Below are 14,663 nucleotides of genomic sequence, written 5' to 3'. Positions count from 1 at the left end.
CGAATTAGCTTATGAGTAGAAGAGTGAGCGCAATCTTCAACCCAATGAAGACAAATGTGGGAGCTGGCAAGCCAGCTCCCACAGGGGACCGAGCAAGGCTTTAGTTACTGATCGCCAGAATGCTTGCCTGGTACGAGCCGACAAACACGTCAAAGTCGCCCACTTCGTTCTGCTCAAGCTCCACCTGCTGAGCCAGCGACTTACGCGCCAGCTCTTCAAAGCGTGCCTGCTCATCGGCCGGTAACGGCTCCTGACGGAAGTGCGCGGCGTGCACCTCGCTCTGGTGCAGGGAGAACTGCGCAAAACTCTCTTTGCGCTCGGCCATCGTTGCCAGTACCTGGGCCGACGGCGTCAGGGACGAGTCCTTGACCTTCGCCAACTGAGCGTCCAGCGCCTGGCTGTGCTCGGTGATGCCATGGCTCTCATCCAGCAAGGCCGCGAGCGGGGCAATCTTCTCCAGCAGCTCGGTGGCCCATTCCTTCATGTCCACCGCCTGGCCGTCACGCTGCAATTGCAGGCCTGGGCGACGGCCCTCCTTGACCACACTGAGGAAGTTGGAGGTGGCATTGCCGCACTCGTTGTTGGCGAACAGCGGGCTGTCGTTCAACGCGCAGTACAGCAGGAACGCATCGAGGAAGCGTGATTCCGGCAGGTCGATGCCCATCGGCAGGAACGGGTTGATGTCCAGGCAGCGCACTTCGATGTACTGGATGCCACGGGCCATCAGCGCCTGGATCGGCCGTTCGCCGGTGTAGGTCACGCGCTTGGGGCGGATATTGGAGTAGTACTCGTTTTCGATCTGCAGGATGTTGGTGTTGAGCTGTACCCACTCACCATCCTTATGGGTGCCGACTTCGACGTAAGGTGCGTAGGGCGTTGCCACCGCTTCACGCAGGCTGTCGGTGTAGCTGCTCAAATCGTTGTAGCACGGCGTCAGGCCGGCTTGGGCGTTGCTCTGGTAACCCAGGTCGCTCATGCGCAGGCTGGTGGCGTACGGCAGGTACAGCGTGTCGGCGTCCAATACGTCCAACTGGTGCGACCGACCGCGCAGGAAACCCGCGTCCAGCGCCGGTGAGGCACCGAACAGGTACATCAGCAGCCAGCTGTAGCGGCGGAAGTTACGGATCAGCGCGATGTAGGCCGTGGACTGATAGTCGCGGTCGGTGCCGACGAAGCCTTCAGTCTCCTTGAGCAACGGCCACAGCTGTTCCGGCAGGGAAAAGTTGTAGTGGATGCCGGCGATGCACTGCATGGTCTTGCCGTAACGCAGGGCCAGGCCCTTGCGGTACACGTACTTGAGTTGGCCGATATTGGAGGTGCCGTAGTAGGCGATCGGAATATCTTCCTCGGCCGGCAACGGGCACGGCATCGAAGGGCTCCACAGGTACTCGCTGCCGAGCTTGCTGTAGGCAAATCGGTGGATCTTGTCCAGGCTGCTCAGGGTATCGGCCGGGTTGGGCAGGGCGGGAGTGATGAACTCCAGCAGCGATTCCGAGTAGTCGGTGGTGATCAATTCGTTGGTCAGCGCGGCGCCCAGGGCTTCGGGGTGCGGCGTTTGTGCCAGGCGACCCTCACCGGTGACGCGTAGGCATTCACGCTCGATGCCGTGCAAGCATTGCTCTAGCAGGGAGAGGTGTTCGCGCTTGCCGAGCAGGGCCAGGCGGCGGTTGAGAAGTTCGCTCAAGTTGGATTCCTTCACGCGTCAGTCGCCCCAATATGGGGGTGGGCAGGACGGTCTACAAGGGTGAAGTTGAAACTGGCGTTATCGCCTGGTTTAGAGTCGATTTGGCTCACATTGAAAAAGCCTACTTCACTCCATGAATTGGGCTATAGCGCAGCAAGAAAATTCCGACGCTGTTGTCGCAGCGCCGAAATTAACTCAAATCGAGGGCGGGGAGCTAGAGGACAGCGAAGGTGCCTTGTGCTTTTGCGACAAGTCTTTCGCCTTGATACACATCGGCTTCCACCACCAATGTGCGTCTGCCGGCGTGAATCACCCGGCTGGTGCACAGCACATCCCCGTCTTCAACGGCGCGGATATAGTTGATCTTGCACTCGATGGTCGCGCTCTGCTGGTCAAAACCATGGGCGCTGGAACAGGCCAGCCCCATGGTGATATCGACCAGGCTGAAAATCGCCCCGCCATGGAGCTTGCCCGCGCGGTTGCGCAGTTGCGGTTCCAGGGTCAGGGCCACCTCGGCAACGCCCTCGTCCAGGCGTTGCAGGCGGCAACCGATCAGCTCGCTGAAGGCGCTCTGGGTTAAACCGGCCGGGATCTCCATCAGCGTTTCTTCAACTGCTTGGCGTTGGCGAACAGCGACGCCATGGCGTTGTTGCTCGGCGCGGCCGTCGCGGTGGGTTCTTTACGCGGCGCACTGCCCTGGGACTGGCGCGGTGCCGAGCCTGGGCGCGCACCACGGGCGCCGTCGATTTTCTCGCCGGGGGTGTCGCTCATGCGCATCGACAGGCCCACGCGTTTACGCGGGATATCGACTTCCATGACCTTGACCTTGACCACGTCACCGGCTTTGACCGCTTCGCGCGGGTCCTTGATGAACTTCTCCGAAAGCGCAGAGATGTGCACCAAACCGTCCTGATGCACGCCGATATCCACAAAGGCGCCGAAGTTGGTCACGTTGGTGACCACGCCTTCGAGGATCATGCCGGGCTGCAGGTCCTTGAGGTCTTCAACGCCGTCCTGGAACTCCGCGGTCTTGAACTCGGGACGCGGGTCGCGGCCAGGTTTTTCCAGCTCTTGCAGGATGTCGGTGATGGTCGGCACGCCGAAGGTTTCGTCGGTGTACTTTTTCGGGTCCAGGCGCTTGAGGAACGCGGCGTCACCGATCAGCGAACGGATATCACGGTCGGTCTCGGCGGCAATGCGCTGTACCAGCGGGTAGGCTTCCGGGTGGACCGCAGACGAATCCAGCGGGTTATCGCCGTTCATGACGCGCAGGAAGCCGGCGGCCTGTTCAAAGGTTTTTTCGCCCAGGCGTGCCACTTTTTTCAGCGCGGCACGGGTTTTGAACGCACCGTTCTCGTCACGGTGAGTAACGATGTTCTGCGCCAGGGTGGTGTTCAGGCCGGAGATACGCGCCAGCAGCGCGACCGAGGCGGTGTTTACATCCACGCCCACCTTGTTCACGCAGTCTTCCACTACTGCATCCAGGCCGCGCGCCAGTTTCAGCTGCGAGACGTCGTGCTGGTACTGGCCGACACCGATGGATTTAGGGTCGATCTTCACCAGCTCTGCCAGCGGGTCTTGCAGGCGGCGAGCAATGGAGACGGCGCCACGGATCGACACGTCGAGGTCCGGGAATTCCTTGGAAGCCAGTTCCGACGCCGAATACACCGACGCGCCGGCCTCGGAGACCATGACCTTGGTCATCTTCATGGCGGGGTACTTTTTGATCAGCTCGGCGGCCAGCTTGTCGGTTTCGCGGCTGGCGGTGCCGTTGCCGATGGCGATCAGGTCCACGGCGTGCTTGGCGCACAGCGCGGCCAGGATGGCGAGGGTCTGGTCCCACTTGTTGTGCGGCACGTGCGGGTACACGGTGGCGTGGTCCAGCAGCTTGCCGGTGGAGTCGACCACCGCCACCTTGCAGCCGGTGCGCAAGCCCGGGTCGAGGCCCAGGGTGGCGCGCGGGCCGGCCGGTGCGGCCAGCAGCAGGTCGTGCAGGTTGTGGGCGAACACGTTGATCGCCTCGGTTTCAGCGCCGTCGCGCAGCTCGCCGAGCAGGTCGGTTTCCAGGTGCGTGTAAAGCTTGACCTTCCAGGTCCAGCGCACGACTTCACCGAGCCACTTGTCCGCAGGACGGTTCTGATTCTGGATACCGAATTGTTGACCGATCATGCCTTCGCACGGGTGCATGGTGCCCGGCAACTCGTCGCCGACTTTGAGTGCGGAGCTGAGAATGCCTTCGTTGCGACCCCGGAAAATTGCGAGTGCGCGGTGCGACGGCATGCTCTTGAGCGGTTCGTCGTGTTCGAAATAATCGCGAAACTTGGCGCCTTCTTCCTCTTTGCCGGCGATAACGCGAGCGCTGAGAATGGCTTCCTGCTTGAGGTAGGTGCGCAGTTTTTCCAGCAGGCCGGCGTTTTCGGCGAAACGCTCCATGAGGATGTACTTGGCACCTTCGAGGGCGGCCTTGACGTCGGCGACGCCTTTTTCGGCATCGATAAAGCGTGCGGCTTCGGTTTCCGGGGTCAGCGACGGGTCGTTGAACAGGCCATCGGCCAACTCGCCCAAACCGGCTTCCAGAGCGATCTGGCCCTTGGTGCGGCGCTTCTGTTTGTAGGGCAGGTAAAGGTCTTCGAGGCGGGTCTTGGTGTCGGCGAGCTTGATGTCGCGTTCCAGCTGCGTGGTCAACTTGCCCTGTTCCTCAATGCTGGCGAGGATGCTGATGCGCCGTTCGTCGAGTTCTCGCAGGTAGCGCAGGCGCTCTTCCAGGTGACGCAGTTGGGTGTCGTCGAGGCTGCCGGTCACTTCTTTACGGTAACGGGCGATGAAAGGCACCGTGGAGCCTTCATCCAATAGCGCGACGGCCGCTTCGACCTGTTGTGGGCGTACACCGAGTTCCTCGGCAATGCGGCTGTTGATGCTGTCCATAAAACCACCTGAAATTCTTGAAAGCAGCTCGCAGGCCCGGAAAACAAGGCGTTGCGAGGCTGGTTGAGCGGCGCCAGCGGCGCCGCTGCCTGGGTCAAAAGGCTGCCTGTTGACCCTCGAAATCGGGAAATTGCTGCCCAGCGCTGAAAAAACGGCTGAGGCTGCAAACAGTAAAGTCTGACAGTGCCCTGCATGAAGGCGCCGCATTATAACCAGCGTTCTGCCCTTGAGGGGTACTGCGCCGGTGGTGTAGGACGCGGGTTCGCTGGCGGTGGAGGAAAAATCTGCTAACAATGCACACGGTGCGTATAACGGCAGCTACGCCATAATGCGCGCCGAGATAAGAGGAGCATCTAATGAGCAGCACTGCACAAACTGCTGAAGGCGAAAAAATTCTCATCGTTGACGACGATCCGGGGCTGAGCAGCCTGCTGGAACGTTTTTTCAACTCCAAGGGCTACCGTGCCCGCGCGGTGCCGAACACCGAGCAGATGGACCGCCTGTTGGGGCGTGAAGTGTTCAACCTGGTCGTACTCGACCTGATGTTGCCCGGCGAAGACGGCCTTACCGCCTGCAAACGCTTGCGCGGTGCGAACAACCAGATCCCCATCATCATGCTGACCGCCAAGGGCGATGAGCTGAGCCGCATCAAGGGCCTGGAACTGGGCGCTGATGACTACCTGGCCAAGCCGTTCAACCCTGACGAGTTGATGGCCCGGGTCAAAGCCGTATTGCGTCGCCAGGCACCGCCGGTACCGGGCGCACCAGGCAGCGAAGACGAGAGCGTCACCTTTGGTGAATACGAGCTGTCACTGGCGACACGCGAGCTTAAGCGTGGCGAAGAAGTGCACATGCTGACCACCGGCGAGTTCGCCGTGCTCAAGGCATTGGTGATGAACGCTCGCCAGCCGCTGACCCGCGACAAGCTGATGAACCTGGCCCGTGGCCGCGAATGGGACGCCCTGGAGCGCTCCATCGACGTGCAGATCTCCCGGTTGCGCCGGATGATCGAGCCGGACCCGGCCAAGCCGCGGTACATCCAGACGGTGTGGGGCGTGGGTTATGTGTTTGTGCCGGATGGCACTGCTACCAAGTGACCGATGACTTGCAGGCGCGGGCATCCCGGCGTTTGACTCCATGAGGGTCGACGGGATGCCCGGCGTCTGCAATTCTGCGAGCGCCGCTCGTTCCTGCAAGGTGTTTAGCTGTCTCCTATGAAAACCCCGTTGTGGTTCCCGCAAAGTTTCTTCTCTCGCACCCTTTGGCTGGTGCTGATCGTCGTGCTGTTTTCCAAGGCACTGACGCTGGTTTACCTGTTGATGAACGAAGACGTGCTGGTAGACCGGCAGTACAGCCACGGCGTGGCGTTGACGTTGCGTGCCTATTGGGCGGCCGACCCCGAGAACCGCGAGAAAATCGCCAAGGCCGCCACCCTGGTTCGTGTGGCGGGCGCGGGCGTGCCGGAGGGCGAGCAGCATTGGCCCTACAGCGAGATCTACCAACGGCAGATGCAGGCTGAGCTGGGTGAAGACACCGAAGTGCGGCTGCGTATGCACGTGTCGCCCGCCTTGTGGGTGCGTGCGCCGAGCCTGGGGCAGGATTGGCTGAAAGTGCCGTTATACCCGCACCCGTTGCGGGGGCAGAAGATCTGGAACGTGCTGGGTTGGTTCCTGGCCATCGGCTTGCTTTCGACGGCGTCCGCGTGGATTTTCGTGCGTCAGCTTAACCAGCCGCTTAAACGCCTGGTATTTGCCGCGCGCCAACTGGGGCAGGGGCGCAGCGTGCGCCTGCCGATCAGCGATACGCCCAGTGAGATGACCGAGGTGTACGGTGCCTTCAACCAGATGGCGGAGGATGTCGAACAGGCCGGGCGCGAACGCGAGCTGATGCTGGCGGGCGTATCCCATGACTTGCGCACGCCGCTGACGCGTTTGCGGCTGTCTCTGGAGTTGATGGGCAACCATAACGACCTGACTGACGACATGGTGCGCGACATCGAGGACATGGACGCGATTCTCGACCAGTTCCTGGCGTTTATCCGCGACGGCCGTGATGAGGTGGTGGAAGAGGTCGATCTCACGGACCTGGTGCGTGAGGTGGTGGCGCCCTACAACCAGAATGGTGAACAGGTGCGTATGCGCCTGGAGCCGATCCAGCCGTTTGCATTGCGTCGGGTGTCGATGAAGCGCCTGTTGAACAACCTGATCGGCAACGCCCTGCATCACGCCGGTTCAGATGTGGAAGTGGCCGCCTATGTGTCCGGCGACAGCACTGCGCCCTATGTGGTGTTGAGTGTGATGGACCGTGGCACGGGCATCGACCCGGCGGAGCTGGAAGGCATTTTCAACCCGTTCACCCGTGGTGACCGTGCGCGGGGCGGCAAAGGTACGGGGCTGGGCCTGGCGATTGTGCGGCGAATTGCTTCGATGCATGGCGGCAATGTTGAGTTGCGTAACCGCGAAGAGGGCGGCCTGGAAGCGCGGGTGCGCTTGCCGCTGGGCTTGATGTTGCCTAGAGACGCCGTCTAACAACCGACATAGTTCAAAGGTGGGAGCTGGCAAGCCAGCTCCCACAGGTTTTTTCGGTGGTGGAAGGCCGGGTTGTATCAACCCTTGCCCTTGGTCCGGGTCATATTCGGCCCACCATTCTTCTCCAGATGCTGAATGATGATCCCCGCCACATCCTTGCCGGTGGTGGTCTCGATCCCTTCAAGCCCCGGTGATGAATTCACCTCCATCACCAGCGGGCCATGGTTGGAGCGCAGGATATCCACGCCCGCCACTGCCAGGCCCATCACTTTGGCGGCCCGCAGTGCAGTCATGCGTTCTTCCGGGGTGATCTTGATCAGGCTGGCACTGCCGCCACGGTGCAGGTTGGAGCGGAACTCCCCTGGCTTGGCCTGGCGTTTCATGGCGGCAATCACCTTGTCGCCAACCACGAAGCAGCGGATATCCGCACCGCCGGCTTCCTTGATGTATTCCTGCACCATGATGTTCTGCTTGAGGCCCATGAACGCCTCGATCACCGACTCGGCGGCAGTTGCCGTCTCACACAGCACCACGCCGATACCTTGGGTGCCTTCGAGTACCTTGATCACCAGCGGCGCACCGTTGACCATCTCGATCAGGTCGGGGATGTCATCGGGGGAGTGGGCAAAGCCGGTCACCGGCAGGCCGATTCCCCGGCGTGACAGCAGTTGCAGGGAGCGCAGCTTGTCCCGCGAGCGGGCAATGGCCACCGATTCGTTGAGCGGGAACACGCCCATCATTTCAAACTGGCGCAACACCGCGCAGCCGTAGAACGTCACCGAAGCACCGATCCGCGGGATCACCGCGTCAAAGCCTTCCAGCGGCTTGCCTCGGTAGTGGATCTGCGGCTTGTGGCTGGCAATGTTCATATAGGCACGCAACGTGTCGATCACCACCATTTCATGGCCACGTTCAGTGCCGGCCTCGACCAGGCGGCGGGTGGAATACAGACGCGGGTTTCGCGACAGCACAGCAATCTTCATGCAGCACCTGGGGCAGAAATAGTAGAGACCGGGAACACCGGCTTGTCTTGAACGTACTTGACGCCGGGGTTGACCACCAACTGGCCGTCAATCAGCGCCTTGGAACCCAGCAACAGGCGGTAACGCATGGCCTTGCGGCAGGCCAGGGTGAATTCCACCCGCCATACTCGGTCACCCAGTGCCAGGGTGGTGCTGATTACATACCGCACCTGCGCATGGCCGTTGGAGCTCTTGATGGTTTTCATCGTCACCAGCGGCGCTTCGCAGCGACGATGACGCAGTTGCACCACGCTGCCCAGGTGCGCGGTAAAGCGCACCCACTTCTCACCGTCGCGCTCAAAGGGCTCGATATCGGTGGCGTGCAGGCTCGAGGTGCTGGCACCGGTGTCGATCTTCGCGCGCAGGCCGGCCACTCCCAGGTCGGGAAGGGCCACCCACTCGCGCAGACCCACAACGGTCAAATGGTCAAATGTCTTCAATATGGGTAACCGGTCAGTTCGCCCAGGCCTGGGGTGAAACCTCGGCCAAGGCTTTAAACGCAGGCTTGGCGAACCAGTAGCCCTGCATCAGAAATATTCCGCAGTTGGACAGGAAGTCACGCTCGCCGGCACTTTCGATACCTTCAGCAATGACAGTAATCCCCAACTGCTCACAGATTGTGACAATCCCCTGGACAATTACCTGCCGGACACGATCCTGGTCGACATCGCGAATCAGCGCCATGTCGAGTTTGATCAAGTCGGGTTGGAAATCGGCCAGCAGGTTCAGCCCCGAATAGCCGGCACCGAAGTCGTCGATGGCGGTCTTGAAGCCGAATTCGCGGTATTCACGCAGAATATTGGTCAAATGGCGATAGTTATCTACATGCTCGTTTTCCAGCGTTTCGAAAATCAACCGATCCAGCGGGAAATTATGCGCGCGGGCCGCCTCCAGCGTGCTGCGAATGCACAACTCCGGCCGGTACACCGCATTGGGCATGAAGTTGATCGAAAGATAGCTTTGCATTCCCAAGGCGGCGGCCCCCGCAATCGCCTGAGTACGGCAGCGTTGGTCAAAGCGATAACGGTTGCTGTCGTTGACCTGCTCCAGCACCGACAACGCCCCTTCACCGTGAGTGCCGCGCACCAATGCTTCGTGGGCAAAAATCGACCGGTCGCGAAGGTCTACGATAGGCTGGTAGGCGAAGGAAAAATCGAAACCCAAGGCTTCGCTTTGCTGGCAACCTACGCAACGCTGATTGGGCGAGGTGAGTGAGGTGGGAAAGTCGGTCACAGCGTATCCTCGCGAAAACAGGGGGTGTCTGGCGTATCTTAGGTGAGGCTTGGGATTTATGCGTTGAAGAGGTTCAACGGTAAAGTTGCGACATTTTTCAGAGCGAGGAATTCAAGTGGCTCAAAAGCAGGAAGAGGAAGAAAAGGTCCGTTTGGACAAGTGGCTGTGGGCCGCGCGTTTTTACAAAACCCGTGCCCTGGCCAAGGCGGCCATCGAGAGCGGCAAGGTGCACCATCGCGGCGAGCGCTGCAAGCCGGGCAAGGAACCGCGCGTCGGAGACGAGTTGCAGATTCGCACCGGGTTTGACGAAAAGACTGTGGTGGTGCAGGCGCTGTCTGTCGTGCGTCGTGGCGCGCCTGAGGCGCAGGCGTTGTATGCCGAGACCGAAGCCAGCATCGCCAAGCGCGAAAACGCTGCGGCTATGCGTAAGGCCGGCGCAACCGGCATGACCACCGATGGCAAGCCGAGCAAGAAGCAGCGTCGCGATTTGTTCAAGTTTCGCGGCAGTGGCAATGATGATTAATGATGAAAATCTTTGCTCAAAAGAAGATCAAAATGTGGGAGCGGGCTTGCTCGCGAAAGCGGAGTGTCAGCTGACGAATTCATTAACTGACCTAACGCATTCGCGAGCAAGCCCGCTCCCACATTGAACCTGCGTTGTTACGCGGCTATGCGCATGACACTTAAGCGCCCTATGACTGGCAGCTTCCCGAGCAACCCGAAAACCGGCGCCGTCACCCGCATCAGCAACCCGGACACCTTCGCCGCAAACGGCGTGTAATACCCCCAACCCAACGCCAACAACGCCAGCAACACCCCGCCGATGTAATCGTCCTGGCCCCAATGCGCGCCCGCCACCAGCCTTGGCATCATGAACAACAGCGCCAAGCCCCAGATCTCTACCACCTGGGTGAAACGCTGGGAAAACACCGTCATGAACATGCCCCAGATCAGCAGCACCGACGCATGATCGCCCGGGAAACTCTGGCTGGAACGGTCCTTCAGTTCCCAGGTTTTCTCCAGCCCCGGGAAATAATCACTCATATGAATCGCGCCGCTGATCACCATCGACGGGCTGCTGTGCTGCCAGCCCATTTGCGCCGTGAGCTTGGAAAACAGCATGCGGATAAACAGCAACAGCAGCAGAATGCTGAGGAAACCAAAGAACGCCTGGCGCACCTGGATGGCCTTGAACACCCAGTCACCGCGAATCAGCAGCATCAGCAAAATCACCCCGACCACGGCATCGAACGGTCGCAAACTGGCCACTGCCCACACATGCAACCACGTCGAATGACTTGCCAGTGGGTCATTGAGCAGATGAAACAGCCATTCGTCGAAAACCACACACAGCATCTGTCCCGTGGGCCACAGCCAAAAACACAGCAGCCCGATAGCGACTAGATTGCACAAGGCCAACCTCCCGAGGTTCCACCTGGCTTGGAACAAACCCGGATTGTTCATAAACTGTCCCTCTTCGCTCTATAAAAACGCACCAAAAAGGTGCCAAAGCGTTTAATTCTATAAACCTTGTAACCAATTTGTCATCAATTCAGATACCCAGACCTATGACTGATCTACCGGATACCGACTTCACCCAACGCTTTATCTTCGATGAGAACGACGCCCGCGGCGAACTGGTCTCGCTGGAGCGCAGCTATGCCGAAGTCCTCGCCAAGCACCCCTATCCGGAGCCGGTCGCGCAACTGCTCGGTGAGCTGATGGCGGCGGCCTCGCTGCTGGTAGGCACCATGAAGTTCGACGGTTTGCTGATTTTGCAGGCCCGTTCCGAAGGCCCGGTGCCGATGTTGATGATCGAGTGCTCCAGCGAGCGCGAAATCCGTGGCCTGGCCCGTTACGAGGCCGACCAGATCGCGCCGGATGCAACCTTGTCTGACCTGATGGCCAACGGCGTGCTGGCGATCACCGTCGACCCCACCGAAGGCCAGCGTTACCAGGGCATCGTCGACCTTGACGGCGAAACCCTCTCGGACTGCTTCACCAACTATTTCGTGATGTCCCAGCAGGTCGGCACCAAATTCTGGCTCAACGCGGACGGCAAGCGCGCCCGTGGCCTGCTGCTGCAGCAACTGCCGGCCGACCGCATCAAGGACGACGATGAGCGCACCGACAGCTGGCGCAAACTGACCGCCCTGGCCGGTACCCTGACGGCTGAAGAACTGCTGGGCCTGGACAACGAAACCATTCTGCATCGCCTCTACCACGAAGAGGCCGTGCGCCTGTTCGACGCCCAGGGCCTGCGCTTCCGTTGCAGTTGCTCGCGTGAGCGCTCCGCCAACGCCTTGGTCAGCCTGGGCCTGGAAGATGCGCAGCAATTGGTGGTGGAACATGGCGGCAATATCGAGATCGACTGCCAGTTCTGCAACCAGCGCTACCTGTTCGATGCGGCCGATGTCACCCAATTATTCGCCGGTGCAGGCATCGACACCCCTTCCGATACCCGCCACTAAAACGTTTAAGCACAGGTAAATCACCTGACAAACGCCGGATTAGCGCAGTTCTGACGGGAGGGCCCTACTCTTTTTGGGCTTTTCTGGCATAATCCGGCCCACTTTTTTCGCGGTAGTAGTGCGCAACTTTCTACTACAAAACGTTTGGAGCACTCGGCCATAGGCCGACGGGGAACCTCATGACGCAAGCCAATAACGCCGTATACACCGATCTGAGTGTTGACGATCTGGTCAAAGAAGCCCTGCAGCGCGGTGAAGGCGTGCTTGCCGATACTGGCGCGCTGGTCGTAGAAACCGGTCATCGCACCGGCCGTTCGCCGGTTGACCGTTTCATCGTTGAAGAGCCTTCCACCCAGGACGCAATTGCCTGGGGCCCGATCAACCGCAAGTTCCCGGCCGACAAGTTCGATGCCCTGTGGGCTCGCGTCGAGGCATTCAACAACGCGCAAGAGCATTTCGTTTCCCATGTTCACGTAGGGGCTGCAGAAGACCACTACCTGGCCGTGAAAATGACCACCCAGACTGCCTGGCAGAACCTGTTCGGTCGTTGCCTGTTCATCAACCCGGCCCAGTACAACCCGGCCGGCCGTGATGAGTGGCAAGTGCTGAACGTCGCCAACTTCGAATGCGTGCCAGAGCGTGACGGCACCAACTCCGACGGTTGCGTGATCCTCAACTTCGCCCAGAAGAAAGTGCTGATCGCCGGTATGCGTTACGCCGGTGAAATGAAAAAAGCCATGTTCTCGGTGCAAAACTTCCTGCTGCCGGCCGCCGACGTGCTGCCGATGCACTGCGCCGCCAACATCGGCGAAGCAGGCGATGTGACCCTGTTCTTCGGTCTGTCGGGCACCGGTAAAACCACCCTGTCGGCCGACGAAAGCCGTTACCTGATCGGTGACGACGAACACGGCTGGGGCGAAGGCGTGGTGTTCAACATCGAAGGCGGTTGCTATGCCAAGTGCATCGACCTCTCCGAGAAGAACGAGCCGGTAATCTGGAAAGCCATCAAGCACGGCACCGTGCTCGAAAACGTGGTGATCGACGATGCCAAGCACGCCGACTACACCAACGTCAGCCTGACCCAGAACAGCCGCGCCGCCTACCCGCTGGAGCACGTTGCCAAGCGTTCCGAGAAGAACCTGGGCGGCGAGCCAAACGCTGTGATCTTCCTGACCTGCGACCTGACCGGCGTACTGCCGCCCGTGTCGATCCTCAGCGAAGAACAAGCGGCCTACCACTTCCTGTCCGGCTACACCGCTCTGGTGGGCTCGACTGAAATGGGTTCGGGCAGCGGCATCAAGTCGACCTTCTCCACCTGCTTCGGCGCGCCGTTCTTCCCACGCCCGGCCGGTGAATACGCCGAGCTGCTGATCAAGCGCGTGCGCGGCTTCGGCTCCAAGGTCTACCTGGTCAACACCGGCTGGACCGGCGGCGGCTACGGCGTCGGCAAGCGCTTCAACATCCCGACCACTCGCGGCGTGATCGCAGCGATCCAGAGCGGCGCGTTGATCGGTGCAGAAACCGAACACCTCGACACCATTAACCTCGACGTGCCTTTGGCCGTACCGGGCGTTGATACCGGCCTGTTGAACCCACGTAACACCTGGGCTGACAAGGCTGCCTACGACGAAGCGGCGAAAGCGCTGGCGGGTCTGTTCATCGAGAACTTCAAGAAGTTTGAAGTGAGCGATGCGATCAAGGCGGCCGGGCCTAAGTTGTAAGGTTCGGTTGTTGTGAAAAAGCCGCCCTTCGGGGCGGCTTTTTTGTGGGCGAAAGGTTAGACGGCGATATGCAAAACCACTGCGCCGACCAGCACTAACACAACCCCCAGCACCTGCACTCCCGACAACCGCTCCCTGAAAAACACAAACCCCAAAATCGCCGCAATCCCCCCCGACAACGTACTGATCACCGTCACCACCGAAACCGAGCCGGCCATCGCGCCCCACGAAAATGCCGAGAAGCCCCCCAGGTTCATCAAGCTCGCGCCCGTCAGTGTCGCGCAGTTTTTCATTGGCGGAATCTTCAGGCCGTCCTGGATCTTCAGCACCATCACCACCAACACGCACAGGCCCACCAGGTAACCCAGCCACAGCATGGTGATCGGCCCCAACGCCGGCAGCGTGTAGCGGCCTTGCAACCAGAAACTGGTGCCGTACAGCAAGGCGGCGAGCATGGCGTAGGCGATGGACTGGCGCGGGTTGTTGTGGGGCGTGCCGTTGTCCTTGTGGATGCTGGAAAGGATCACGCCGATTACGCAGAGGCCGATGCAACCGAGTTGGATCAAGTTGATGTGTTCGCCGCTGGCCCAGGACAGCAGGGCGGTGACTACGCCGTAAGAGGTCACCAATGGCGCAACGATGGCAGCTTTGCCCAGGGCGAAGGCCTTGGACAGCGCCAGCGCGCCGGAGACGGTGAGCAGGGCGGCGGTGATGCCCAGGAGCCAGACGCTCAACGGGGCATTCAGGGATTTGAACAGGAAAGCCGGGAAGATCACCAGCAACAGCGTCATGATCAAAAAGCCAAGGGCCTGGCCGAAATACACCGCGCGTTTAACGCCGACGGCTCGGGCGTTGAGGCCCACGAGAAAATCCGTACCGCCCCAGAGCAGAGCGGCCAGCAGGCCCATTATTACGTCCATGTAAGGTCCTTGTTGTTGGCTCAAATCGCCAGATTAACGCATAACCCCTGTGGGAGCGGGCTTGCTCGCGAATGCGGTAGATCAGTGAGAAATGCTCTACCTGACACACCGCTTTCGCGAGCAAGCCCGCTTTCGCGAGCAAGCCCGCTCCCACATTTG

General features: G+C 60.3%; 13 protein-coding genes. 5 read left to right on the top strand and 8 right to left on the bottom strand.

Going from position 1 to position 14,663, the window contains the following annotated elements:
- Positions 1-100: 100 nt before the first annotated feature.
- From gshA to BFP92_RS20515, 3 genes are all read right to left on the bottom strand, one after another.
- Positions 101-1,684 carry a glutamate--cysteine ligase gene (gshA, locus tag BFP92_RS20525; RefSeq protein WP_065930846.1) on the bottom strand — a complete coding sequence of 528 codons (1,584 nt, stop codon included), beginning with the start codon at positions 1,682-1,684 and terminating at the stop codon, positions 101-103.
- A 214-nt stretch (positions 1,685-1,898) separates the two neighbouring features.
- Complete coding sequence (locus BFP92_RS20520) at positions 1,899-2,282, bottom strand: PaaI family thioesterase (protein ID WP_017135364.1); 384 nt, start codon at positions 2,280-2,282, stop codon at positions 1,899-1,901.
- A complete protein-coding gene (locus BFP92_RS20515; protein ID WP_065930845.1) occupies positions 2,282-4,609 on the bottom strand; it encodes a Tex family protein in 2,328 nt (775 codons plus the stop codon). Before BFP92_RS20515 ends, BFP92_RS20520 begins: the two co-directional genes overlap by 1 nt.
- Before the next feature lie 356 nt (positions 4,610-4,965).
- Here BFP92_RS20515 and ompR point away from each other — a divergent pair, with 356 nt between their 5' ends.
- Both ompR and BFP92_RS20505 read left to right on the top strand, forming a co-directional pair.
- A complete protein-coding gene (ompR, locus tag BFP92_RS20510) occupies positions 4,966-5,706 on the top strand; it encodes an osmolarity response regulator transcription factor OmpR (protein ID WP_017135366.1) in 741 nt (246 codons plus the stop codon).
- A 117-nt stretch (positions 5,707-5,823) separates the two neighbouring features.
- Positions 5,824-7,137 (top strand): ATP-binding protein, encoded by a 1,314-nt coding sequence (locus BFP92_RS20505; RefSeq protein WP_056858189.1) that lies wholly within the window; start codon positions 5,824-5,826, stop codon positions 7,135-7,137.
- A gap of 77 nt (positions 7,138-7,214) precedes the next feature.
- On the opposite strand, the gene rimK is transcribed toward BFP92_RS20505, so the two are convergent.
- The 3 genes from rimK to BFP92_RS20490 are packed head-to-tail and all read right to left on the bottom strand — an operon-like array spanning position 7,215 to position 9,392.
- Entirely contained in the window at positions 7,215-8,120 is a 906-nt protein-coding gene (rimK, locus tag BFP92_RS20500) for a 30S ribosomal protein S6--L-glutamate ligase (protein ID WP_003171022.1), read from the bottom strand.
- Positions 8,117-8,581 (bottom strand): retropepsin-like aspartic endopeptidase RimB, encoded by a 465-nt coding sequence (locus BFP92_RS20495; RefSeq protein WP_169986753.1) that lies wholly within the window; start codon positions 8,579-8,581, stop codon positions 8,117-8,119. Before BFP92_RS20495 ends, rimK begins: the two co-directional genes overlap by 4 nt.
- A gap of 31 nt (positions 8,582-8,612) precedes the next feature.
- Positions 8,613-9,392: a S6 modification regulatory phosphodiesterase RimA gene (locus tag BFP92_RS20490; protein ID WP_065930844.1), complete on the bottom strand. Its 780-nt coding sequence runs from the start codon at positions 9,390-9,392 to the stop codon at positions 8,613-8,615.
- A 115-nt stretch (positions 9,393-9,507) separates the two neighbouring features.
- Here BFP92_RS20490 and BFP92_RS20485 point away from each other — a divergent pair, with 115 nt between their 5' ends.
- A complete protein-coding gene (locus BFP92_RS20485) occupies positions 9,508-9,915 on the top strand; it encodes an RNA-binding S4 domain-containing protein (RefSeq protein ID WP_017135369.1) in 408 nt (135 codons plus the stop codon).
- Positions 9,916-10,052: 137 nt separating this feature from the next.
- On the opposite strand, the gene BFP92_RS20480 is transcribed toward BFP92_RS20485, so the two are convergent.
- Positions 10,053-10,856 carry a phosphatase PAP2 family protein gene (locus BFP92_RS20480; RefSeq protein ID WP_065930843.1) on the bottom strand — a complete coding sequence of 268 codons (804 nt, stop codon included), beginning with the start codon at positions 10,854-10,856 and terminating at the stop codon, positions 10,053-10,055.
- A gap of 104 nt (positions 10,857-10,960) precedes the next feature.
- Between BFP92_RS20480 and hslO the strand changes: the two genes are divergently transcribed.
- Together hslO and BFP92_RS20470 are read left to right on the top strand one after the other, a co-directional pair.
- Positions 10,961-11,863: an Hsp33 family molecular chaperone HslO gene (gene hslO / locus BFP92_RS20475; protein WP_065930842.1), complete on the top strand. Its 903-nt coding sequence runs from the start codon at positions 10,961-10,963 to the stop codon at positions 11,861-11,863.
- Between the two features lie 179 nt (positions 11,864-12,042).
- Positions 12,043-13,584, top strand: a complete 1,542-nt coding sequence (locus BFP92_RS20470) for a phosphoenolpyruvate carboxykinase (RefSeq protein WP_065930841.1) — start codon at positions 12,043-12,045, stop codon at positions 13,582-13,584.
- Positions 13,585-13,640: 56 nt separating this feature from the next.
- On the opposite strand, the gene BFP92_RS20465 is transcribed toward BFP92_RS20470, so the two are convergent.
- Positions 13,641-14,504, bottom strand: a complete 864-nt coding sequence (locus BFP92_RS20465) for a DMT family transporter (RefSeq protein WP_239694287.1) — start codon at positions 14,502-14,504, stop codon at positions 13,641-13,643.
- Positions 14,505-14,663: the final 159 nt, after the last annotated feature.

It is taken from the genome of Pseudomonas sp. 58 R 3 (assembly GCF_900006605.1).
Classification (GTDB): Bacteria; Pseudomonadota; Gammaproteobacteria; order Pseudomonadales; family Pseudomonadaceae; genus Aquipseudomonas; species Aquipseudomonas salomonii.
This window is presented reverse-complemented; position numbering and strand designations above follow the sequence as displayed.